General features: G+C 61.8%; 24 protein-coding genes. 10 read left to right on the forward strand and 14 right to left on the reverse strand.

From position 1 onward, the window contains the following. Window positions 1-127: 127 nt before the first annotated feature. Entirely contained in the window at window positions 128-1,558 is a 1,431-nt protein-coding gene (locus tag BLQ85_RS01620; protein WP_175456027.1) for a hypothetical protein, read from the forward strand. 145 nt (window positions 1,559-1,703) lie between these two features. Here BLQ85_RS01620 and BLQ85_RS24055 read toward each other — a convergent pair whose 3' ends face one another. Beyond that, on the reverse strand, window positions 1,704-1,991 hold the full coding sequence (locus BLQ85_RS24055; RefSeq protein WP_139200851.1) for a hypothetical protein: 288 nt from the start codon (window positions 1,989-1,991) through the stop codon (window positions 1,704-1,706). A gap of 223 nt (window positions 1,992-2,214) precedes the next feature. Between BLQ85_RS24055 and BLQ85_RS01630 the strand changes: the two genes are divergently transcribed. The 3 genes from BLQ85_RS01630 (at window position 2,215) to BLQ85_RS01635 (ending at window position 4,169) form a co-directional block, all read left to right on the forward strand. After that, window positions 2,215-2,706 (forward strand): hypothetical protein, encoded by a 492-nt coding sequence (locus BLQ85_RS01630; RefSeq protein ID WP_074574309.1) that lies wholly within the window; start codon window positions 2,215-2,217, stop codon window positions 2,704-2,706. Between the two features lie 65 nt (window positions 2,707-2,771). Continuing rightward, the gene (locus tag BLQ85_RS24060; RefSeq protein ID WP_175456029.1) at window positions 2,772-3,344 is read left to right on the forward strand and encodes a hypothetical protein; all 573 of its coding nucleotides are present in this window, start codon (window positions 2,772-2,774) and stop codon (window positions 3,342-3,344) included. Between the two features lie 39 nt (window positions 3,345-3,383). After that, window positions 3,384-4,169, forward strand: a complete 786-nt coding sequence (locus tag BLQ85_RS01635) for an endonuclease NucS domain-containing protein (RefSeq protein ID WP_074574310.1) — start codon at window positions 3,384-3,386, stop codon at window positions 4,167-4,169. On the opposite strand, the gene BLQ85_RS01640 is transcribed toward BLQ85_RS01635, so the two are convergent. Next, window positions 4,161-4,514, reverse strand: coding sequence for a hypothetical protein (locus BLQ85_RS01640; RefSeq protein ID WP_074574311.1), 354 nt, complete (start codon window positions 4,512-4,514; stop codon window positions 4,161-4,163). The two genes, BLQ85_RS01635 and BLQ85_RS01640, sit on opposite strands and share 9 nt — an antisense overlap. A gap of 12 nt (window positions 4,515-4,526) precedes the next feature. Continuing rightward, window positions 4,527-5,615, reverse strand: a complete 1,089-nt coding sequence (locus BLQ85_RS01645; RefSeq protein ID WP_139200853.1) for a competence protein CoiA family protein — start codon at window positions 5,613-5,615, stop codon at window positions 4,527-4,529. A 762-nt stretch (window positions 5,616-6,377) separates the two neighbouring features. On the opposite strand from BLQ85_RS01645, the gene BLQ85_RS01655 reads away from it, so the two are divergent. Next, window positions 6,378-6,863 (forward strand): hypothetical protein, encoded by a 486-nt coding sequence (locus tag BLQ85_RS01655; protein WP_139200854.1) that lies wholly within the window; start codon window positions 6,378-6,380, stop codon window positions 6,861-6,863. A 28-nt stretch (window positions 6,864-6,891) separates the two neighbouring features. On the opposite strand, the gene BLQ85_RS01660 is transcribed toward BLQ85_RS01655, so the two are convergent. Then, the gene (locus tag BLQ85_RS01660; RefSeq protein WP_074574315.1) at window positions 6,892-7,509 is read right to left on the reverse strand and encodes a LysE family transporter; all 618 of its coding nucleotides are present in this window, start codon (window positions 7,507-7,509) and stop codon (window positions 6,892-6,894) included. Between the two features lie 115 nt (window positions 7,510-7,624). On the opposite strand from BLQ85_RS01660, the gene BLQ85_RS01665 reads away from it, so the two are divergent. Beyond that, window positions 7,625-9,064: a MocR-like pyridoxine biosynthesis transcription factor PdxR gene (locus BLQ85_RS01665; protein ID WP_074574316.1), complete on the forward strand. Its 1,440-nt coding sequence runs from the start codon at window positions 7,625-7,627 to the stop codon at window positions 9,062-9,064. Here the strand turns inward: BLQ85_RS01665 and BLQ85_RS01670 are convergent. Then, window positions 9,053-10,222 (reverse strand): citrate synthase family protein, encoded by a 1,170-nt coding sequence (locus BLQ85_RS01670; RefSeq protein WP_074574317.1) that lies wholly within the window; start codon window positions 10,220-10,222, stop codon window positions 9,053-9,055. The two genes, BLQ85_RS01665 and BLQ85_RS01670, sit on opposite strands and share 12 nt — an antisense overlap. 108 nt (window positions 10,223-10,330) lie before the next feature. Between BLQ85_RS01670 and BLQ85_RS01675 the strand changes: the two genes are divergently transcribed. The 3 genes from BLQ85_RS01675 to BLQ85_RS01685 are packed head-to-tail and all read left to right on the forward strand — an operon-like array spanning window position 10,331 to window position 13,332. Continuing rightward, complete coding sequence (locus BLQ85_RS01675) at window positions 10,331-11,284, forward strand: 2-hydroxyacid dehydrogenase (protein ID WP_074574318.1); 954 nt, start codon at window positions 10,331-10,333, stop codon at window positions 11,282-11,284. A gap of 55 nt (window positions 11,285-11,339) precedes the next feature. Next, window positions 11,340-12,314: a Bug family tripartite tricarboxylate transporter substrate binding protein gene (locus BLQ85_RS01680; protein WP_074574319.1), complete on the forward strand. Its 975-nt coding sequence runs from the start codon at window positions 11,340-11,342 to the stop codon at window positions 12,312-12,314. A 43-nt stretch (window positions 12,315-12,357) separates the two neighbouring features. Next, complete coding sequence (locus tag BLQ85_RS01685; RefSeq protein ID WP_074575102.1) at window positions 12,358-13,332, forward strand: Bug family tripartite tricarboxylate transporter substrate binding protein; 975 nt, start codon at window positions 12,358-12,360, stop codon at window positions 13,330-13,332. Between the two features lie 126 nt (window positions 13,333-13,458). Here BLQ85_RS01685 and BLQ85_RS23895 read toward each other — a convergent pair whose 3' ends face one another. From BLQ85_RS23895 to BLQ85_RS01715, 5 genes are all read right to left on the reverse strand, one after another. Beyond that, window positions 13,459-16,041 carry an ATP-binding protein gene (locus BLQ85_RS23895; RefSeq protein ID WP_083336694.1) on the reverse strand — a complete coding sequence of 861 codons (2,583 nt, stop codon included), beginning with the start codon at window positions 16,039-16,041 and terminating at the stop codon, window positions 13,459-13,461. A 52-nt stretch (window positions 16,042-16,093) separates the two neighbouring features. Next, entirely contained in the window at window positions 16,094-17,206 is a 1,113-nt protein-coding gene (locus BLQ85_RS01700; protein WP_083336695.1) for a sulfotransferase family protein, read from the reverse strand. Between the two features lie 107 nt (window positions 17,207-17,313). Beyond that, the gene (gene cysC / locus BLQ85_RS01705) at window positions 17,314-17,991 is read right to left on the reverse strand and encodes an adenylyl-sulfate kinase (protein ID WP_254779637.1); all 678 of its coding nucleotides are present in this window, start codon (window positions 17,989-17,991) and stop codon (window positions 17,314-17,316) included. Between the two features lie 234 nt (window positions 17,992-18,225). After that, a complete protein-coding gene (locus tag BLQ85_RS01710; protein WP_074574321.1) occupies window positions 18,226-18,828 on the reverse strand; it encodes a flavin reductase family protein in 603 nt (200 codons plus the stop codon). 1 nt (window position 18,829) lies between these two features. Then, a complete protein-coding gene (locus tag BLQ85_RS01715) occupies window positions 18,830-19,279 on the reverse strand; it encodes a VOC family protein (RefSeq protein ID WP_074574322.1) in 450 nt (149 codons plus the stop codon). A 113-nt stretch (window positions 19,280-19,392) separates the two neighbouring features. On the opposite strand from BLQ85_RS01715, the gene BLQ85_RS01720 reads away from it, so the two are divergent. Next, a complete protein-coding gene (locus tag BLQ85_RS01720) occupies window positions 19,393-20,271 on the forward strand; it encodes a LysR family transcriptional regulator (protein ID WP_074574323.1) in 879 nt (292 codons plus the stop codon). Window positions 20,272-20,293: 22 nt separating this feature from the next. Here BLQ85_RS01720 and BLQ85_RS01725 read toward each other — a convergent pair whose 3' ends face one another. The 4 genes from BLQ85_RS01725 to BLQ85_RS01740 form a co-directional block, all read right to left on the reverse strand. Then, window positions 20,294-20,485: a hypothetical protein gene (locus BLQ85_RS01725; protein ID WP_074574324.1), complete on the reverse strand. Its 192-nt coding sequence runs from the start codon at window positions 20,483-20,485 to the stop codon at window positions 20,294-20,296. Window positions 20,486-20,568: 83 nt separating this feature from the next. Continuing rightward, window positions 20,569-20,775 (reverse strand): DUF3606 domain-containing protein, encoded by a 207-nt coding sequence (locus BLQ85_RS01730; RefSeq protein ID WP_074574325.1) that lies wholly within the window; start codon window positions 20,773-20,775, stop codon window positions 20,569-20,571. 160 nt (window positions 20,776-20,935) lie between these two features. Next, on the reverse strand, window positions 20,936-22,156 hold the full coding sequence (locus tag BLQ85_RS01735; RefSeq protein ID WP_074574326.1) for a pyridoxal phosphate-dependent aminotransferase: 1,221 nt from the start codon (window positions 22,154-22,156) through the stop codon (window positions 20,936-20,938). After that, window positions 22,153-22,815, reverse strand: a complete 663-nt coding sequence (locus BLQ85_RS01740) for an RraA family protein (protein ID WP_074574327.1) — start codon at window positions 22,813-22,815, stop codon at window positions 22,153-22,155. The genes BLQ85_RS01735 and BLQ85_RS01740 overlap by 4 nt, the downstream gene beginning before the upstream one ends. Window positions 22,816-22,819 lie beyond the last annotated feature (4 nt).

Here is a 22,819-nt window from a genome sequence, read left to right on the forward strand (position 1 = left end):
GGGAGCTTAGTTCCGGATGATTCCGACATACCACCATAGCTCTCCGCTTTTGGCCCCAGCGCTAAGCGAAAATGATCTGCAGAAAGCCATTCTTCGCGAAATACGCAGGTATAGTGCTGCGTCTGTCGTGGATGCGGCATTGCGTCTTCTGTGGGCGGAGTACCCGAATCGGCTTGAGGCCTTACAAACCGCTCCGTGGCATATCCTGCTGCTCGTAAAGTGGGCCTTACGCGATCCGCAAGTCCGGCTGCGCATCGGTCGGCGAATCACCCCACAGGAGTTCGACAATTTACGTCGAGGTGTGCAAGAACTGGTTGGCAGCGAATACCGCGAACACCCGCCGCAAAACCTTCATCTGATGATGCGGTCGCATTTCCAGCAATTCGATTTCCAACGTCCTGAAGGTTGGGGTGTCTTCCGATGGCCAGCATTGATTGCACGCGAGTCGAGATCAAAGCCTTCTCAGCGGCAGTTTCTGGAGTACCTTGGGCTACCCCCTGAGCATTTTATGGACCTCGCCTTCGGTGCCCTCGCCGCGGGAATGTCTCGTGCATTCCCCCTTTCACCCAACTGGTTCGCGCAGCTACGTCCGGCTTATGGGGCAAGCATCGATGCGTTTTGGAATCTTGTTGCTCGTGACCTGCCGGGTCTGCGCGCTGACCTGCTCCGTGAAGGGCAGATGCAGCAGTTGCCGCTTCGCCAGGAACTCTACGAGGCGCCATATCTGAAGCGGTATCCCTTGTTCAAGATGCGCAACGGGCACTACGGCACATGGCACCCACTTCTATTGGCAAGGTCACTCGAGGAAATCGTGCATCTCAAGCTCACTCCGCTGCAGGGCGGCTATACGGAGCCATTCAGCCGACTATTCGAACAATACGTGTGGCAACTGGCTCAGACCATGAGTAGTAACACCATCATCGAAGACGAATACTGCAAGATAGAAGGGGAGAGGGCTCCCGTCGTTGAAGCGATCATTCCTTGTGGTGAGTGCAACGTCTTTGTCGAGGCGAAGATGGCACTTTTCGGTGATGATGTGCTTTTAACTGACAATGAAATGCAGGCGTATCAGAAAACCAAGCGAGTTCGCGACGGCATTAAGCAAGCTTGGAAGGTAGGAAAATCTGTTCGACTTCCCGCGAGCCGATTCTCACAGTGCACCCGCGCTGCGGAGGACTTTCTCCTGGTGGTGACAAGCCGTGAGCTTTTCCTGGGCGACGGACAAAAACTCCTGCGGCTGTATCCGGCAGACAAGTTTAATTACCCTGATGAAGAGTGCCGCAGCAATATGCCACTGCACAACGTATTCATTTTGTCCGTCGAGACCTATGAACGCTTGAGTGTTGCAGTAGCATCGGGTGCGGTCGTGCTACCTCTGCTGTTGAAAGAAGCAGTCTCAAAAAATAAAGACCCTTCTACATCTGCAATACTATTCGAAGATTTTTTTGGCAAATACGTAAAGAGTTGGGGCATGACGGAGCTACTTGACTCGGCGCGTAAAGAATCCCAGCGTCGGCTCGCACATGCATTCGGAACGTCGGAAGATTTCTTCGGTTAGTAGAGACACAAATCATGCCCCCATTTAGCCCGTCTAGCATTGCGTGCGACTTCCTTCCCACCGAGAGTGATCTCCGGGTCAAGTGAATTCTGGATCGCACCTAGCACGCTAAGGGTCACAAACGTAAGGCACAGAGGAAACCCGATTAGCGCAAATAAAAGGCGCTGGAGCCCAGAAAAGGCAGCTGCAGCCGCCATTTGGCTTGCACCGCGGCCGCTGCGTCTTGCAGTGATGCCGCCAGCTCCTCACCACACCCGTAAGGGATTATCAGGCGCCAGTTCTTTTCCAAGCTGTGCCCGCCCGCCAGCTGGTCAACCATGATCACGGGTTCAGTTTTCGGCCAAAGCCCAGTCATACGTTCGTCGCGGCGAGCTAGTCGCAGAATTTCCAGGGCGATTTCGTCCCTGGTACGGGTTTCAAGGGCAAACAACATTTAACTTCCTTCAGACGCAACAGCGCGCCGAAAGAGATCATGTCGTCACGACAAAAAAATGTGGCCCGGGCGGATATAGGGAATTTGCCCGGGCTAGTCACGCTAAATCATTTGCAATCACGCCAGGTCATTGCCTTGCCCGAGTTTTCACGGAAAATATTTGGCAGCCGTTGCCCGAGTGCAACGAATTTTTGCGCAATTTAGGTCGTGAACACGGGCCGGCATGATGAAGATTAGTGTCAATAGCGATGAGTTCAGGGCTTGGCATGAGGTCGGCCACGCCACCGTTTGCTTGCATCTGGGGGGTGGCCTGGATGGTATCGAGTTTCTTGAAGGGAATGCGCGAGCCTTCGCGGTTGCGCACTGCTGCGATGTAATGCCGGACATGGAACGGAGTGTGGCATGTGGTGGATTCGCCGCTGAGTTTTACTTATTGCAAGCCGGCTACGTTGACTGGGTTGACCTACAGGGGATCAGCGCAATCGTTTTTAGCAATGCTTGGAGCGACCGCCAGGATTTCGCAGGACGCACAGTTACTGAAGACAATGATTTCACGAAACAAGAAGACGAAGAGTTCATGCACCACGCCATACAGATCGCTGCACCGATCGTCGAGCAGCACTTTTCGAGGATGAAGAACGTAGTGAGCGAGCTGCTTGCTGCGAGAAAAATCGACGGCGCGCGAGTGAAAGAACTTCTGCAACTCGGAACTTAAGCTGCCGTCGCTGATTCAGCTTGAGTTGTCGGTCGTGACTGTAGGACTTTGATACCCTTGTGAACATGATCGATGCTATTTGGATTTTTTTACAAGGGCTCAACCCGACAAACTGGATTGCCATTGCAGCCTTGGCAGTTTCGATGGCGAGCTTTGTATTTTCCTGGCTTACTTTTCGGCGCGACAGCCCGCGCCTGAAGATCGAGGCCCGGCGTTATGGCTCCGATTGGTCTTGTAACGCATTGGGCTACATCGAAGTGAAAATCATGAATTCGGGGCGAAGACCAATTTACCTGACCATGCTTTGGGGACGAGGGGCATGCGGGAATAGCACTGGGCGCCCACTGGACTATGGTGGCCCAGGGATCAAGCTCAATGAACACGAATTCAAGATTTTGAGTGTGATCGGTCTGAAACGAGAAAAAGATGAATTCGAGCCAGTGGGCTTTGATGGCGACGATGATTCTTTTGACTTTGAGCGGATATGGATAGAGGATTCGCTAGGCAAACGACATGAGATCCCGGGCATGAAAGCATTGCTTCCAGCGCTTCGCACTGACTACAAGGAGTGGTGCGAAAGGACGGCCTATTGGAAAACGCCTGCACCTACGAAATTGCTGCCGACAGATCACCTCTAGCACTCTTGATTTAAAAGTTCATCTCACCTGGATCGACCTATGGCAAGAACAATTTACGACAAACCCACCAGGGCGCTGCTCAAGGACATGCTGAAGGCATGGGAGCTGAAGCCAGGCCAGGTTTTCACAATCGCACGAGCGGTGGAGTGGTTTGACAAAAATTATCCCAAGCTGAAACCGGGCAGCATTCGTGCACACCTGGTCCAGGCGGCGACGAATGACCGCAGCCGGCTTCACCACCCGGCTACGAATGAGACCGATGACATTCTGTTCAAGGTGGATTCCGGTCAATACCGGCTTTATGAGCCAGGGAAGGATCCTGCCCCAATTCACGAAATGGTCGCCGGCGACGTGACACGTCAAGAGGAGTCTGGCCTGGTCGAGGAGGAGGAGGGCGAAGAGGCGGCGCCTGGCTCTTCGGAATTTCTCCTGGAAAGAGACCTGCAGCGCTACCTGGCTGAAAACCTCGAATGCATTGAGCCAGGCCTGCGGCTCTATGAAGATGAAGACATTCGCGGCATCGAATACGAGGCCGGCGGCGGCCGGCGGATTGACATCCTGGCGCTGGACAAGTCCGGCGCCTTTGTTGTCCTGGAGCTGAAGGTCTCGCGCGGTTACGACCGCGTTATCGGTCAGCTGCTCAGATACATCAACTGGGTTCGAAAAGAACTGGCTGAACCTGGCCAACGTGTGCGCGGCATCATCGTTTGCCGCGTAATTTCTGACGACTTGAGGCTGGCTTGCGCCAGCATTAGGGACGTGGAACTGTGCGAATACAAGCTCTCCGTTACTGTCTCGAAGGTACCGCAGCTGGTTTTACCCTGAGGGAAACTCGACCTTACCGGTCGCTGTGACTTTAAGGTGTCCTTTTTTAACCAGTTGCTGAAACATCTTCTCCTTGTCTTCATCTGAAATTGCCCCGCGGAACTGAAACATGGCGCCTATGGCGTTTAGAACAGTTGCTTTCTTGGTTGGCTTGAGCTTTTGCAAACGGTCCGCAACATAAGTGATTAGCTCTGGATCCGGCTGCAATGCCATTTCGGCCTTGCGGTTGTCTGGATGAACCTCTTCCTCCTCTTTGCGGCCTACCTGGAGGAGATGTTGCGCAAGGCGCAATTTATCGCGGTAGCTCAGTGATTCAGACAGTTTGATGATTTCTGTATAGTCCATTTTTCCCCTCCGTTAGTACCTGAATAATTCTTCGATGTTGGATGTGTTCCTCGACGTTGCAGCCCTGGCATTCATCCAGATCATGGCATTGGCCAAGTCTTTGACTTTGTATGCAGCAAGCGTGAGGTCGGGAAATCCAACGGTTTCAGGAAGAGCTTCGTCCCAGCCCTCCACGGTTTCGGGCCATGGCGCGATGCATCGCAAATGATCAATTCGGTCATACATCACCCAGGCCTCCCCGGACTTCAGACGCCAAAAGAAGAGCATTGACATTGGCTTGACCTGGCCGGCCCAGGGTATTTCGTGGCCTCGCTGCTGCGCAGGCTGCACCGCGGGAGCGGCTGGCGCCTCAAGTTGAGCCTGTTTTCTCTCAAGATAGGCGTCACCCATCCATTGGCGGCTGTGGTGGAGTTTCATTCCTCTTTCCACGGCGCGAATCTCCAGCGGGTGTAGGGCACCCTCCATTTGCTGGAATCGGTCGATCAGGCGCTGGTTCGCGCTTGCTACATGCCCATTTACGTCCGGCTGGTAGATCCATACGAACTCTCCTTGATATCTCAGCCACTCCCTTGCCTTGTCTTGGGTGCGTAGCGATTCAGGGTCCGGCAACGGGCAATAGAAGACGATCTTGCCGTGACTAAGGTGGCTTTGATGGCTTGGCCGTTGATTGCCGATGTCAATGAACATGTCGACGTTGGAGCCATCCTGCAGTTTCAGCACCCCAATGGGTTGCCCTCTGGCTGCAGCTAGATTCCAATCCGTGACCTTGACCGCTTCGGATTGCCACTCGGCGACTTCGTGTATTTGCCCGAATCGCCCCTGCCTGGTTAGCACTTGTCGGTAGGGCGGAAGGATGAGCTGGGGAAGGTCGTGGAGGTATTGAACACCCAGCCGGCGCAGCAGGTTATGGGCACCAACCTCGCATTCGGGCCGCTCCTGCATTGCCAGGTGGCCAAAGTGCCACTCGTTGACTTCTCCGTGTTTCGCCACCAGGGGACTATTGCAGGACGGACAAAAGCAGCCGCAGGCGGCTCCCCGTGCAACCTCACCGATGAACCGCGTTTCGCCTTCGGCCGTGACGCCTGCAAAAAGCTCAGTCATCGCTCAAGATCCCAGAAACATATGAACACGGTCATTAGGGGCGGATGGGTGCAATGGAAGCTTTCGTCGGAGACTTACCGCCGCCTCATTTGCTGATTTAATTCATCCAGACTGTCAATTCCAAGTCGTTGCAAGGCATCATCGCTGGATATCGTCCCCAGGGCGTATAGGTCCAAAATCTGAAGGCGCTCATAGTCTGGACTGCCAAACTCCCGACCGACGGGGGCCACGTCGAGCCAGGCTTGCTCTTCCGCGGACCTAAACCAGACTTTCTGGGGCGTCTGGCGGTTACGCAGCCGGTTGATCCGACGCTTATTTTTCCTCATGCTCATCTCTGGCACTCTCCATGCACTTGGCGTAGTTATCTGACCTGGGTTGTTCAGACTATGACGGTTTGAAAAGCCACTGACAACAGCAATGAAGCGTAGAGGTGCGTATAGAAGGTTGTGACACAAACGTATAGAAGATTACTAAGGCTGCTTCCAGACCAGAGCGCCCATCAGGTCCTTGATCCGGCCTTTTCGATTTCAAATACATTCCACGATGTATATTATGTTAAGTACTATTTGCACTTCAGCCAGGGCCTCAAAGATGGCCGTGTCTCTTGACAGGACGGCTAGCCTGATCGCTATCTGCGCTGTGCTCGTTGCCGGTTGCGCCTCTGATCGCCCCACCCCAGTCAACACGCGCTGCGGTGATCTTCAGCTAAGCCAGAACGACCGTCTCGTGGAGTCCAACGGAGCGTCAGTCACGATCCGCCGCATGCCATTCACCGTGAGCTATGCCGGAAAGGCACAGGGCGTGTTCAGGCTGCACGCGGCCTCGCCGAATTCCCTGACCAACGTCTTGCGCGATGCGCCCAAGGATCTCTGGCTTGTGGATTCCAGGCCGCTGATGCGCGAGCCTGGCGATCTGCGCCTCGCCGGACATCTTCTGGAGCACGGACGCTCGTCCAGCTACGATGCAGGCCCTGACAGGAGCATGCCTCGGCAACTCCGGCGCCCGGCAGGCCCGTCTTCGGATTCCCGCGCCGTTGGCCGCTTGGACTACAACGAAACGACTGCTGGCGACGACCTCGGCAAGCGATGGATGCGGGTGACAAAGCTACACGGGCAGGCGCTTCCCGACTCGAAGTGGCCTGTGTTGCATCTGACTTCATTGGTCAGCACGCCGGCGCCGGGCTCCTCCGCCCCGGCCTCTGCCCCGGAAGTGGTGAACTGGTCGGTCTGCACCGTGTTCTTCGAGTGAGCGGGCCCCGCTACCCCGTCCTCACAGCTCACAGCATCAGCTTGACGCCGAAGGCCGCCATCAGCGCCGCGCAGGCCCGGTCTATAGGCCGGCGCAGCGTCATATAACCTTCGATCACGCGCGGCGTCGAGAACAGGCAGGCGGCCAGGCCGTACCAGAGCAAGGCGTCGAAAAGCACCAGCCCGACCGCCGCGGCGCGAAGCGGCCAGCCGGCATCGGCCGGCACCAGCAGCACAAAGATGCTTCCGAAGTAAGCCAGCGATTTGGGGTTCAGCAGGCCGGTGGCCAGGCCGCGCAGCAGCGCCTGGCGCGCCGGCTGCGCCGCCCGTTCGGAGACGGCTACCGTGGGCTTGGGCCCCGCATGTGAGCGCCACAGGCGAACGGCAATGTACAAAAGATAGGCCGCGCCGGCGATGCGGATCGCCGTCTGCAGCGAAGGCATGAGCTCAAAAACCGCCGTCAGGCCGGTGACCGCGATCAGTGCCCACATGGCGCCGGCGGCGGCCAGCCCCACGGCAATCAGCAAGGCACCGCGCCGGTCTCGCTCGGCGGCCGCATGCACCACCAGCAAAATGTTGGGGCCCGGGCTGACGATGGCCAGGCTGTCGATCAGGAACAGCGAGAGCAGGACGAGTGCGGTATCCATGGGGGCATCACCCTTTGTTTCAGGTTTTATTTCATGTTTCCGGCCCGCAGGATGGCATGCCATCTGGTACCTTTGAAGCTCCACAATTTGCTAATTCATAAGGGCCATAACCGGCATGGAATTTCATATCGACATGCCCGCGGCCGGCTCGCGGGAGCGCTTCGCCGCCCTGCATCGCCAGATCCGGGCGGCGATCATCGACGGGCGTCTGGCCGCGGGAGTGCGGCTGCCGACCACGCGTGAACTCGCGGACAGGCTGGGTGTTTCGCGCAACACCGTGCTGGCCGCGTATGACCACCTGGCGGCCGAAGGCTATCTGCTGCCGCGCCAGCGCGCCGGCACTTTTGTCGCGGCGACCCTGCCGCCGCGCGGCCCTGCGGCGGCGCCATCAAGCCCAGCCGGCCCGCCACGCGTCGACCTGCCCGACGCATGGCGGCGCGTGGCGCCCTGGTCCGCCGAGGCCATGCGGCCGGGGCCGCATTTTGACTTTCGGGTCGGCCTGCCGGACCACGCCCAGTTTCCCTGGGATAGCTGGCGGCGCCTGTGCGCCCGCGCCCAGCACGACTTCGCGCGCGCGCCCAGGGCCTACACCGACCCCGCCGGCGACCCCCTGCTGCGCGAAGCGATTGCCGGCCATGTGTCCCTGTCACGCGCGGTGGCCTGCAGCGCCAGCGACGTGTTCATCACCTCGGGCGCGCAGCACGCCTTTGCCCTGCTGGCCGAGCTGCTGGTCACGCCGCAGGCCACGGTGGTGGCCGTCGAGGACCCGGGTTATGCGCCCTTGCACGCGGCCTTGGCGTTTCGCGGCGCGCAACTGCATCGTGTGCCGCTCGACAAGGAAGGCCTGCGCGTGGACCGCCTGCCGCCAGAGGCCAAGGTGATCTGCGTGACGCCCTCGCACCAGTTCCCGGTCGGCACGGCAATGTCCTTGAACCGCCGCTCGCAGCTGCTGGAATTCGCGCGGCAACACCAGGCCGTCGTGATCGAGGACGACTACGACGGCGAGTTCCGTTACGGCGGCGGTCCGCTGGACGCGCTGCATTCGCTGGACGACAGCGGCCTGGTGTTTTATGTCGGCACTTTTTCGAAGGTGATGTTCCCTGCCCTGCGCGCCGGCTTTGTGGTGGCACCGGCCTGGGCGCGCGAGCGGCTCGCGGCGGCGCTGCATGCCACCCACGGTGCGCCGCCCCTGTTGACGCAATTGGCGCTGGCCGCCTTTATCCGCGAAGGGCATCTCGCCCGCCATGTGCGGCGCATGCGCCGTGTCTATGCGGGGCGGCGCGAGGCCCTGCTGCAGGCGATGGAGCAGCACGCGGAAGGGCTGCTGATACCGCTGCCGTCGGCCGCCGGGCTGCATGTGAGCGCCATGCTGGCGCCGCAGTTCGAGGCGTACAAGGTGGCGCGCGCGGCCGCCGAGGCGGGTATCGCGGTGGAGGCGCTGGACCGCTCCGGGCTGCGGCGGCTGCGCTACAACGGCCTGACCTTTGGGCTGGGCTTGATCGGTGACGACGAGGTGACGGCGGGTTTGCGGGCCCTGGTCAAACTATTGGGCTGAGCCCGCCCTGCCCTGCGGCATGTCCGGCATGACGCCCACATACCGCCCGCGCGGCCGGATCACCTGGGCAACGCCCAGCTGCTCCAGGCTGTGCGCCAGCAGGCCCACGCTGCGGGCTGTCGCGAACAGGGCAAAGGCCGCGTCGGCCGGCAGCTGGTGGTGGGCGACCAGCGCGGCCAGGGCCACGTCGATATTGGGCTGCAGGCCGGTCAGCTGCGTGGCCTGTTCGATAAAACGCGTGATCATTTTCGAGGGCTCAAACAAGGCCAGCAGCGCGGCCGCGCGCGGGTCGCCGTCCGGGTAGATATGGTGGCCGAACCCCGGCAAGGCCAGGCCGGTCGACAGGTAATGGTCTATGGCCTTGTCTTCACCGAGCCGCTCCACCTCGCCAAACAGGGCCTGGACACGGCCGGAGGCATCGCCGTGCAGCGGGCCCGAGAGCGTGGTCAATCCCGCCAGCAGGCAGGCCGGCAATGAGGCGCCTGTCGAGGCCGCAATGCGCGCGGCGAAAGCCGAGCCGGTGAGCTCGTGGTCGGCCAGCAAGACCATGGCCGTGCGCAGCAGCCCGGCCACCTCGGGTGGCTGTTTCCAGCCTTGCGCGAGGCGCACATGCAGCGGCTTGCTCCCTTGCCGGGCGCCAAAGGCATTGGCCACCAAGCCCACCAGGCGCTGCCCCTCGCCGTGCAGCACCCGCGTCAGGCGCCCGCGCGTCGAATGCCCTTCGGCCGCCAGGCCGGCCAGGGCGGTGAAGGCCAGGGCCCTCCCCGGCTTGCCGGGAGCCGCTTCAGGTGACGAAAAATCAACCGCCTGTTCGGCATTCCACAAGAGCTGCGCCACGTCCTCCAGGGTGGCGGAGGCCGACAGGCTGATCACGTCCCGCCCCCGGTAGTACGGGCGCCCGCGGAAGAAGGCTGTCAGGGCTGTCGGGATGCTGGGCTCCGCGCCGAACAGCGTGTTGGCGGCCACGGTCTCGTGCTTGCGGCCGGCCTGTTTGCGTTTGGCCAGGGCCGCCACGTCTTCGGCGCGGTACAGGCTGCGCCGCGTGTCGGCCGGGTCGGGCGCGACCTCGAGCTTGCCGCGGCTGACATAGGCGTAAATCGTCTGCGGCCGCACACCGAGAAGCTCGCAAGCCTCGTTCATTGAAATCCAGGAAGCCATGGTGATGGGAAGAGTGAATTTATATTGATTTTATACATCAATATTGACGATCTCATCAATTCATTCATACCATGCGCTTCACCTCGCCCCATGAACTGAACCCTCTCCATGAAACCCCGGATCCTCCAACTCAACCCCATCCTGATTCCCGCCATCAACGACAAGCTGGCCTCCCTTTACACCGTGCACAAGCTGTTTGAGCTGGCCGACCCGCAAGCCTGGCTGCGGGAACATGGCGCGTCCATGGACGCCGCCATCACCGGCGGGCATACCGGCATTTCGCGGGCCATGCTCGAGCAGCTGCCCGGGCTCAAGGTGGTGGCCGTCAACGGCGTCGGCACCGACGCGGTCGACCTGGCCTACTGCCGGGCCCGCGGCCTGCCCGTCACCGCGACCCTGGGCGCGCTGACCGAAGACGTCGCCGACCTGGCCATAGGCCTGCTGATCGCCACTTGCCGCAAGCTGTGCGCGGGCGACCGCTTTGTGCGCGAAGGCCAATGGGAGCTGCATCCCCAGCCCAGCGCCCTGCCGCTGGCCCGCCGCTTCAGCGGCATGCGTGTGGGCATTGTCGGCATGGGCCGGGTCGGGCGCGCCGTCGCGCAGCGGGCCGCGGCCTTTGCCTGCCCTGTCAGCTATACCGACCTGCAGCCCATCAACGGCGTTGCCCATCCTTATGAGCCGGACCTGCTGGCGCTGGCGCGCGGCTCCGATGCGCTGGTGCTCTGCGCCGCGGCCGACAAGGCCGAAGGCATCGTCAACGCCGCCGTGCTCGATGCGCTGGGTCCGCGCGGCTTCCTGGTCAATATCGCGCGCGGCCGGCTGGTCAACGAAGCCGACCTGACAGAAGCCCTGGCCGCCGGCCGCATCGCCGGCGCAGGCCTGGATGTCTTTGTCGACGAACCCCGCGTGCCCCTGGCACTGCGCCAATCCGACGCCGTGACGCTGCAGGCCCACCGCGCCAGCGCCACCTGGGAAACCCGGACCGCCATGGGCGAAATGGTGCTGGACAGCATTGCCCAGGCCCTGGCGGGGCAGCGGCCGGCCATGAGCCTGACGACCTAGGCCCCGCATTCGCCTTCTGCAGACCTAAGCTAAAAACAAATGATGGAGACAACAAATGATCAACAGACCCCTCGCCCTTGCCATGGCTTTCGCCGTGGCCGCCCTCGCCTGCACCGGCGCCGGCGCGCAGAGCTTTCCCACACGGCCGGTCACGCTGGTGGTGCCCTTCCCGCCCGGCGGCGGCAGCGACACGGGCGGCCGCATCATTGCCGAGCAGCTGACCAAACGCTGGGGCCAGCCCGTGATCGTCGACAACAAGGGCGGCGCGGCCGGGCAGATTGGCGCCGACTTCGTGGCCAAGGCGCCACGCGACGGCTACACCTTGCTGCTGGGCAATATCGGCACCCAGGCCATCAACCCCTCGCTGTACCCCAAGCTGCCCTATGACCCGGACAGCGCCTTTGCCCCGGTGTCGCTGGTGGCCGAACTGCCGCTGGCCATGATGGTCAACCCGGCGGTGCCCGCGAAGACGGCCGCCGAATTCATTGCGCAGGCCAAGTCCCGACCCGGCCAACTGACCTACAGCAGCTCAGGCGCCGGCGGCGCCCCGCACCTCGCGGCCGAGATGTTCAAGGACCAGACCGGCACTTTCATCCTGCACGTGCCCTACCGCGGCGGCGGGCCAGCCATCGCCGACCTCATCGCGGGCCATGTGCAGCTGTCTTTTATGACCGTGCTGGAAGCTTCGGGCCACATCAAGGCCGGCAAACTTCGCGCCCTGGCCGTGACCGGCGACAAGCGCGTCGCCGCCCTGCCCGATGTGCCCACCCTTGCCGAAAGCGCGCTCCCGGGCTTTAACGCGATTTCATGGATAGGTTTGCTGGCGCCCGCGGGCACGCCGCCCGATCTGGTGGAGAAGATCGCCGCCGACGTGCGCGCCGTCATGGCCGACGAAGCGGTCAAGGCGCGTTTCGCCTCGCTGGGGGCCGTGCCGCGCACCACCTCGCCGCAGGAATTCTCCAAACTGATTGCAGCGGATAAAAACCGCTACGCCCAGATCATCCGCAGCCGCAAGATCACCACGCAATAAGGTGAAGGCTGAGCGGATGCCCCCCACATACAAGGAGACAAACATGCAACGCACGACACTCATCAAGGCCTTTGCCGTTTCGGCCTCGCTGGCGCTGGTCCCGGCCCTGGCCATCGCCCAGGCCTACCCCACGCGCGCCATCAAGATCATCGTGCCCGCGCCGCCCGGCGGCGCCATAGACACCATTGCCCGGGTCGTCGGCGACAAGATGGCGGCCTCCATGGGGCAGCCGGTGATCGTCGACAACCGGCCCGGCGCCTCCAACAACCTGGGCACCGAAGTCCTCGCCAAGTCAGCGCCAGACGGCTACACCATAGGCATCGTGGGCGGCAGCCACAACACCAACAAATTCCTGTTCAAAAACCTCGGCTGGGACCCGGAAAAAAGCTTTGAGCCCATCGTCTACACCCACGAGGTTCCGCTGGTGTTTGCCATGTACCCGCAGATTCCGGCCAGGACCCTGCCCGAGTTCGTCGCCTGGATGAAAGCCAACCCCGAGCAGGCCAAGGTGGCCACCTCGGGCCGCGGCAGCGCCCAGGAAATGGCGGCCGAGATGTTCCGCATGGCCAGTGGCGCGCAGATGCTGCTGGTGCCCTACAAAGGTTCTTCGGCCGCCCACCCGGATTTGCTGGCGGGCCGCACCGCGCTGTACATAGACACCATCAGCGCCATCCAGTCGCAGGTCAAGGCCGGCAATGTCCGGGCGCTCGCCGTGTCGACACGCAAACGAACCCTGTCGCTGCCGGACGTCCCGACGGCCGACGAGCAGGGACTCAAGGGCTATGACGCCAACACCAACGGCGGTTTCCTCGCGCCGGCCGGCACGCCGCCGGCCGTCGTCACCCGGCTCAATGCCGAGATCAACGCGGCGCTCAAATTGCCCGACGTCAAAGCCAAGCTCGAGGCCGCCGGCATAGAAATCCAGGGCGGCACACCCCAGGAATACGCCGCATTGATCAAGTCCGACCTCGCCAAATGGGCCAAGGTTGTCAAGGCCGCGAACATTCAGGCGGATTGAGCACGGCCCGCTGAATTTCTCCCGGTTGTCTCTCCTGTCACTTTGGTGGTGACAACTTCATCCCGCATGAGAACTGCGGGATTTTTTTGTCCGGCTCGTCTCGCGGCGGTGTTCGCAGGGGGCTGCTCAGGGGTTGGGGACGACGGGAGGGTCTGCGGGAATCTGCAAAATACGCTGGATGGTGCTTAACAGCTCCATGCTGGAGGTACGGGCCTTGAGCAGGACCGCCTCGGCACGCTTATCTTCCGTCAGCTCCGTGTCGCTGGGCGAAAACACAATCACCGGGGGCCGCGGATCGAGCGCGTCAATATCCTCGACCAGGTCCCAGCTTGACTCCTTGCCCGGCCCCAGGTCCAGCAGCACCAGGTCAAAGGGCTGCTCCCGCAGCAGGGCGCGGGCTTCGTGCAGCGTGGCGGCAGATGTGAAGTTGGCGAAATCCTGGGCCACCGCGGCCACGATGCGCTGGATATCGAGATCGGCTTGCACATGCAGTATGCGCGGCTTGCCGGCCTGTATGCCGGCGACGGCCCGGCGTACGCTGAGGACCAACAGATCTTCATCAATCGGCTTTTGCAGCCAGTCCGAAACCGTGAGGGGTTTGTGGTTGAACTCCAGCCGCCCTTCCTCGGCCAGGGCTGAGACCACCACGACCGGCAGCTTGCGAGTGCTTTCGTTGTCGCGCAGCGCACTGATGAAGGCGATACCGTTCTGGCCGGGCAGCTTCAGGTCCACGGTCACTGCATCGTAGCTGCCCTGCGCGAGGCAGGCCAAAGCCTGTTCAGCGCTGTAGGCCATCTCGGCCTCAAATCCCGCCTTGGCCAGCATCATGCTGATGAGCCTGGCCACGTCGGGGTCGTCCTCGCAAACCAGGATGCGCGGCTGGAAAGAATCAGCCTTGGCCCGGAACGGCTGCAGCTGCGGCACCGGACTCTGCCATTCGGGTATCTCGAAGAAGAAGGTGGTGCCCGTGCCCAGCGTACTGTTAAAGCCTATGCTGCCGCCCATCTTCTCGATGAGCGCCTTGGAAATGTTGAGACCGAGACCGGTCCCGCCTTTTTGCCGGGTGTCGGAAGAATCCGCTTGCGAAAATTTCTGGAAGATGCGGCCGCGAAACTCCTGCGGAATACCGGGGCCGCTGTCCACCACTTCGACTCGCACACCCTGGGCCACGCGCGACACCCGCACCTCCACGACCCCGCCCGCTGGCGTAAATTTCACCGCATTGGACAGCAGGTTGGTCAGCACCTGGATCATGCGGTCTCCGTCAATGCGCACCTGCAGCGGCGCATCGGGCGCCAGCAGCCGCAAGGTCGCGCCGTATTGGCCCGCGAAACCCTCGTTGGCGGCCAGCACCTGCTGGATCAGCGGCCTGAGATCGATGACCTGCAGGTCCAGGCGCATCTTGCCGGACTCGATCTTCTCGCTGTCCAGCATGTCGTTGATCAGCCGGATCAGGCGCTCACAGTTGCTCTTGGCGATGCCCACCAAGTTCTTCACGGCCTCGGGCAACTCGCCGCCCACGCCGCCAAAGATCAGCCCGAGCGAGCCGCGAATGGAGGTGAGCGGGGTTCTCAATTCGTGCGAGACCGTCGAAATGAATTCATTTTTCATGTTTTCGACCCTCTTGCGCTCTATCAGGTCGTAGGCAACGCAAAGAAAACCCGTCAGCGCGAGCTGCTCATCCCTCAGCGCTGTGACCGATACCATGACAGGTAAACGGCTGCCGTCCTTGCGGATATAAGTCCATTCCCGCTCGTCCGCCAAGCCGCCGCGCGCCCTGGCAACGAGCGCTTCAAAACCGGCTTTGACCGGTTGTCCCAGTTCAAGGCTTAGCTGCCGCGCGCGCTCCGCCATTTCGGTTTCGTCGTGCAGCAAGTCGGGTGTATGCCGGGCGAAGAGCTCGCTGGCTGAATAACCCAGCATGCGATGCGCCCCATTGTTGAACAGGCGGATCACTCCGTTGATATCCGTCGAGATGATGGAGAAATTGGCGCTATCCAGGATGGCCTGCTGCAGTTCCGTGCTTTCCGACAGCTGGTGGTTCAGCGAGCGCTCAACCTCCCTGGAGCGTTTGTGCGCCACCAGCCAGAACAGCAGCGCCAGGACGAACGCGATGGACGTGGAGACTGCAACAATGAATCGCGCCCGTTCCGATTGCGCATTGTTGCTCGCGACCAGTTCCTGCATATGCGCGACCTGCTCGTCGGACAGCTGTTGCACCGCGGCCTGAAAGCTGTTCTGCGCATACATCAGTTCCTGCTCGATGATGCGGCTGACTTCGCGCTCGTCGCCGGCCTTTTTGGCCTGGAATGCGTCGGCGCGGATCTTCTGGTATTGCAGGCGCCGCTCGGTTGCCGCGGAAAAGGTTTCCACAATCGGGTCATCGTGCAAGGCCGCATCCAGTTTGCGCAGGATGCCGTTGACTTTTTTGACCGTTTCGTCGATCTCGACGCGAACTTCCTTTTCCAGTACCGGGTCATTGGTTTTGAGCAAAAGCAGCGTCCGCAAGGTATTGGCCCGCGTCAAGCGGTGCCATTCCTTGATCTGCCGCTCCACCGTCAGTCCCGCGTCAACCGCCTCGTCGTTGACGCGCTCCAGCTTCATGATCCACCACACGCCCGTGATGGCGACCAACGCGGTGAATCCCAGCATGGAACCCAGGCCAACGAGGAGTTTTCCTTTGATGCCGCCGAATTGCCAATGTTTCATCGAAGTCTTTTCGTTCCGTATGCAATTTCGCCACGTTCGCTATTGAAAAATTTCACGCCATGCGAGCCGCATCGCCTGCGTTGCCTGCCTTGCCCGCAACGGCCATCGGCAAATCGTCCAGGCGATTGCGTACCTGCTGCAGGTAGTCTGACCGGAAACGGCGCAAAATGAAATCCCGGTAATCGCCCTGCTCCAGATCCTGCCAGGCGCGCCGCTTCGCTATCTCGGAACGTTCGCGGGAGCGCGCCATCATGCTGTCGCTGATCTCTGCCTGCGCATCCGTCATCAGTTCATAGCCATAAAGCGCCATGTAGTCGCGCGCCAAGGTCTCGATCACTTCGATTTCCTTCAGCGAAAGCTGCGTTTTGAACTTGTCCGTGTTGGCGGCTATCGGCGCGAAACAATTCGAAGCCCAGAGCGCCGACATATGGGAGAGCTGCTGCGCCTCGTGCGAACGCGTGACATCCAGCATTTGCGGCAGGTACTCGATGCCGAAGAAGCGGCAGATCTGGCGTAAGGTGCTCTCCTGATCGGCAAGAAAGTCCTCATAACGCACGGTAAGCACCCGTTCCGGGTAGCGCTCCGCCAGTGACCGCGCCACACGATACGCATCAACCCATGCCTTCGCGTTCAGGGCGGCATCGAAATCGTGGATGATGGCGCGGGTCATGGATGCCACCTGCGCGCGCGGATCCCGCACGACATTGAGGAACAGCAGTTGCGGAAACAGGCTCATCAGCTCGTCCGCGTAGTGCACGCTGTCAAGTGATTTATCCATGACGATGCTCGCACCATGCAGCTCCCCGGCGCGCAGCAGCAATTCCCAGACGACGCGATGCACGCTGCGCCTCTCGAGGCGTATCGCCTCAAATACCTGCCTCGGATCAAACACCACGTTTGACCACTTGACCGGGCTTGCCGCCTGCAAACCCACCACGTCCACCACCAGGCGGAAATACGCCCGGTCATCGGAAAGATCGCCATAGAGCGGCACCAAGGGCATGAAATCCACGATGTGCAAGGGATAGGGCGAGTAAAAGTCTGGATTGAAGCTCAGGCGCAAGCGCAGCGCATGGCTGCCGCAGCGCCGCAGCGGGATCATCAGCACGGGCCGTGGGCGAGAGCGCACAAGGGCGCCGGCATCCTTTGCTTCCGCTACCTCCATAGGCCTGCTCCTGTTGTTGCTTACATTGAGTCAGCTGAAATATTCAGCGCACAAGGGCTAAAGAAATTTTCGGCCCGTCGGTCATGAGGGCCGCTTTGTGTTGCGGCTCATTTGAAGCAACGTTCCGCAACAAGGTCGAGCAAGGTCTGGGTCGAATCTTTCAAGGGCAATGCGCCGGTGTCGAGCACCAAATCAGGTATGAGCGGTATTTCGTAGGGAGACGAGATGCCGGTGAATTCCGCTAGCTGTCCGGCGCGTGCCCGCACATACAGCCCTTTCGGGTCGCGCTGTTCACAGACGGTTGCCAGCGTGCTGACATGGACTTCAACAAATCGCGCATCGCCGATGATGGCTCGCGCCATTTTCCGGTCGTCCCGGAACGGCGAAATCAAGGCTGTGATCACGATCAATCCGGCTTCATTCATGATGCGCGCGACTTCGGCCGTGCGTCGAATATTCTCACGCCGGTCTGGCGCAGAAAATCCCAGGTCTTTGCTCAGTCCATGCCGGAGGTTGTCCCCGTCCAGAACGAAACAAGGGTGGGCGAGATCCAGCAGCATGGCTTCCAGTGCGTACGCGAGCGTGGACTTTCCCGCACCGCTCAATCCGGTCAACCAAATCGTGGCCGGGGCGTGCCCGAGCAAGGCTTGCCGGCATTGCTCGGTGACCGCACCGGCATGGTAGAAAACATCTGTGCCAGGCAAGCTGCCGCCCCGCTCAGAAGGCTGTACGACCACTGCGGCAATGTCAGTCGCGGAGTCCTTCGCCACATCGAGCATACGCATAGACGTTCTCATGCTGGGAGTTCCTCGCTTGGATGCGCTCATCCACCAGTCTGGATGTTGCGCAAGCGTAGTATCGGCAGGTCAGTATCAGGCAGAAGCGCGCAAAGCGCACAAAAGGCAAAGCACAAGATACTCTGCGGGGACTATTAGTCAATACTACCTTCGTCTATATGGACGTTATTGGGCAATATTACCTTCGCGCTGAAGGCCCAGTCCTGATTCAAACGCCCATGTTTACTGCGAGCCTGAAGGCCGCGCCGTCGCGGCGTCACCCGCATAAAACATCTTGCCCGACCTGACAAAATTGCCGCCGCCCAGGTGGTGAATGGTCTGCAGCGCGCGGTTGTCGTCACCGAAGCGCCAGTGCCCATTCTGGAACACACGTTCATCGGCGGCCGCGGCCACGACTTCCGCGAAGCAGGTGTCGTAGGCGTCCTCGGTGTGCGGCTCGGGGATCAGCCGGCACTCCAGCCAGGCCGCGCAGCCCTCTTCCAGCAGGGGAAGGCCCAGGACCGGACCGCTGCGGGCCTTCAGGCCGTAGTGCGCGAACTTGTCGATATCGCGCCCGGACTCGCTGCCCACCGCATGCGTCAAGGCGGCCAGGGTGCTGCCCGGGATGCAGATGCCGAAGCCGCCGCTGGCCATGATGAGCTCACGCGTGTAGGTTTTCTTGTCGATCACCACGGAAATGCGCGGCGGCACGAACTCCACCGGCATGGACCAGGCGGCGGCCATCACATTGCGGGCTCCGCCGTGCGCGCTGGTCACCAGCACCGTGGGGCCGTGGTTGATCAGCCGGCTCGCGTGCTGCAGGGCGACTTCCCTGAAATGGCCCATGTCACTTGGCAAAAAGATTGTCCAGGCTGGCGAAGGCCTTGAACTCGATGGCGTTGCCGGAGGGGTCCAGGAAAAACATGGTGGCCTGCTCGCCCGGCTCGCCCTTGAAGCGCACGTAGGGCTCGATGACGAATTTCGTGCCGGCCGCCTTCAGGCGTGCCGCCAGCGCGTCCCACTCGGGCAGCGACAGAATCGCGCCGAAATGGCGCACCGGAACGTTGTGGCCGTCCACCGCGCTGGTCTGGCGGTGTCCGCATTCTTCGGGCGCCAGGTGTGCCACGATCTGGTGGCCGTAGAAATTGAAATCCACCCATTCATTGGAGCTGCGGCCTTCGGAGCAGCCCAGCAGTTCGCCATAAAACCGGCGCGCCACGGCCAGGTCGTGGACGGGGAAGGCCAGGTGGAACGGCGGAAGAACTTTGGCGGGGGCGGCGGTGTGGGGTGCGGTCATCGTGAGCCTTGTGGAATCGTGAAAGCCCTACTTTAGGGCGATTCATGGAGTTTGAAAAACGATATATATTCAGCCTGAGAATCGGTATTTTCGATGAATTAAAACCCTCCCCCATGATCACCGAGCTCAAAACCCTGATCGCGGTCGTGCGCCACGGCGGTTTTTCCGCGGCCGGCGAACAGATAGGCCTGACCCAGTCCGCCGTGAGCAGCCAGATCCAGCGGCTGGAAGAATCGCTGGGCTTCGCGCTTTTCGACCGCACGCGGCGTTCCGCCGCGCTCAATGAAGCCGGCGCCAGGGTGCTCGCGCGCGCCGAAGAGATTGTGGCGCTGTACTCAAAACTGGGCGATGCGGGCGGCGATGAAGAGCTCGCCGGCACCTTGCGCATAGGCGCCATTGCCTCGGTGCAATCCTCGGTGTTGCCGCGCGCGTTGGCTTCGCTGCGCAAAGACAATCCCAGGCTGCTCGTCAACATCATCCCCGGTGTTTCGATGAAGCTGATGGACCAACTCGACAGCGCCGAGATCGACGCGGCCATCATGATCCGGCCGCCCTTCGGCATCCTGCCCGAGATGAGTTGGCAGCCTCTGATGCGCGAGCCCTTCAAGCTGCTGGCCCCCAAAGACAGCAAGGGCCGGGACTGGCGCAAACTGCTCGAAACCCAGCCCTTTTTGCGCTATGAGCGCACCTCTTTTGGCGGGAGGCTGGTGACGCGCTTCCTGCGCGACAACAAGCTCAGCGCGCAGGACGCCATCGAACTCGACGAAATCGCCGGCCTTATGAAGCTGGTCGCCGAAGGCCTGGGGGTCGCGCTGGTGCCCATGGTCGAGGCCTACCTGCCCCTGCCGCCGGGCGTGCGCGCGATTGACCTGGGCGACAAGACTTTTTACCGCGAGATCGGCATCCTGCGCAAAGGCCTGGGCTCGCGGCGGCCCGTTGTGCTGGCCCTGGAAAAGCATCTTCGCGAGGCGATACCGCCCTTGCCGGCCTAGCAGCCCATGCAGGGCCTGTGCTTCAGAACTGGTCGAGAAGTTCTCTCAGCACGGGCGCGATGAGGAGCACCGCGTAGCCCGCCAAATGCACCGCCGCGAGCGCGCAGATACCGAGCGCCAGGCCGAACAGGAGCTCGGTGGTGCTGGAGGTTTTTTCTTGCTCTTCCCCGGGCGTGGGGGCCTCGATCACAGGGGGGTGGATGAAGGTGTTCATGCCGCATCATCCGCAAACAAAATCATTCAGGGGGTCGGGTGACGCCGTGTCTCGGGCTCGGTGGAAAACCTACAGGGAAACCCTCAGTCCTCCAGCAATTCCGGCGTTTCCTTGCGGCGGCGGAAATAACGGCGGACCTGCTCAGGATCGCTGCCCACGGCGTAAACGGCCGCGCGCAGTTCGTGCTCGGTGCATTGCAGTTCAGTGCACCAAGTCTGCACGACCTGCGGGTCTAGCAGGGTGATGCGGTCAATCGCCTCGGCGGTTGGGGGCGCTCGCGAAGCCATCATGGTTCTCCCTTCAGGTGGGACATTTCATGGAGACGGAAGATGCCCAGGCCGTTTCCGGCCCGGATACATCCTGCTACATGACTCTGCTACCTTTTGGTCTATAGCGCATCCCCCAATTAGGGGAGATATGTGGATACGCGAGCTTACGAATTCAGGAGATTCAGGCCGGGCCGGCCAGGGCGCAGAAGTCCCGCACAGCCGTGCCTGCCTGTCGCAGGGAGGCCTCATCGATCGCATAGGCGAAGCGCAGGTGATGCGCCAGGCCGAAAGCCGAGCCATGCACCACACCCACGTTCGCTTCCTCGAGCAGCGCGACCGCCACGGCTTCGTCGGAATCGAGCAGCGCGCCGCCCGCGCTACGCCTGCCTATCAGTCCGGCACAGGAAGCAAACGCATAAAACGCGCCGGCGGGCGTCTCGCAGCGCAGTCCCGGGGCCTGGTTCAGTTGCCCGACCAGCAGGTCGCGCCGCCGCTGGAACTGGGCGCGGCTTTGCGCGATGAAATCCTTGGGGCCGTTGAGCGCCGCGAGGGCGGCATGTTGCGAGATCGAGCAGGCGCCCGAGGTCTGCTGCCCCTGAAGTTTTTCCATGGCCTCCAGCAGCCAGCGGGGCCCGGTGCCAAAGCCTATGCGCCAGCCCGTCATCGCGTAGGCCTTGGACACGCCGTTCATGGTCAGCGTGCGTTCCCGCAGTTCCGGCACGGCCTGGGCCAGGGTGCAAAACGCCGCGCCGTCGAAGATCAGGTGCTCGTAGATATCGTCGGACAGGATGAGCACATGCGGGTGCGCCAGCAGCGTGCGCCCGAGTGCCACCAGCTCTTCGCGGCTATAGACCGCGCCTGTGGGGTTTGACGGGGAGTTCAGGATCAGCCACCTGGTCCTGGGCGTGATCGCGGCTTCGAGGGCGGCGGGCGTCAGCTTGAAGCCGGTTGCCGCAGTGCACGGCACGATGACCGACAGGCCGCCGCAAATCTGCACCATCTCCGGGTAGCTGACCCAGTATGGCGACGGAATGACCACCTCATCGCCCTCGTTGAGCGTGGCGGCCAGGGCGTTGTACAGCACCTGCTTGCCGCCCGAGCAAACGATGGTGTCCTGCCACGCTACGTCGAGCCCGTTCTCGCGCTGGTACTTCGCGGCCACCGCCTCGCGCAAGGCCCGCAAGCCGGCCACCGGTGTGTAGCGTGTGTGCCCCGCCCCAATGGCGGTGATGCCCGCCTCGCGCACATGGGGCGGCGTGTCGAAGTCGGGCTCCCCGGCGGTCAGCGAGACCACCGGGTGCCCGGCCGCCTTGCGCAGCGCGGCGCGGTCCATCATGCGGTAGGTCGCGGAGGGCTGCGCGGCGGCGAGGCGGGTGTTCAGCAGGCTGTGGGCGCGCGTCATTTGCGCTCCACGGCAATGGCTTCAAACTCCTTGTCGTGCATCACGTCGGCGACGGAGCGCCCTGCCCTGACCGCGGCGACCATGCCCTCCTGGCGGCGGTTGATCTTTTCCCCCAGGGCCAGCACTTCCTCTATCTTTTCTTGCGGGATAAAGACGGTGCCGCAGCGGTCCGCGATGACGTAGTCGTTTTCGCGCACGGTCACACCGGCCATTTGCACCGGTTTGCCGGCGTCGAGCTGGACCACGCGGTTGCGCGCGCTGACCATGGTGATGCCCTTGCCGTACACCGGGTAGGCGATGGACTCGCTGCCCTCGATGTCGCGGCTGCAGCCGTCAATCACCGTGCCGCGGACTTTTTTGGCCGCGGCCGCATTGGCCAGGATGTCGCCCCAGCACGAAATGCCATCTATGCCACCCGAGATTACGAGCACCCTGTCGTCCGTCGTGACCGCGTCGATCACGGGCGAGATCAGGTGGACCGTGGGCTTGGCTTCGGTCTTGGGCCCCAGCAGCACCGTGCTGGCCCGGCCCACAATCCTGGGGCAGTCCCAGAGCGGCCGCAGCCCGTAGGTGGCGCCGGGCAGCCCCAGGAAATCCAGCGCGTCGGAAACGGTGTTGCTGTCCAGCGCCGCGAGGCGCTGCAAAGTCGGCTTGTCCATGGTG

Origin of the sequence: Polaromonas sp. JS666 (assembly GCF_900103405.1) — a bacterium.
In the GTDB taxonomy this organism is placed as follows: domain Bacteria; phylum Pseudomonadota; class Gammaproteobacteria; order Burkholderiales; family Burkholderiaceae_C; genus Polaromonas.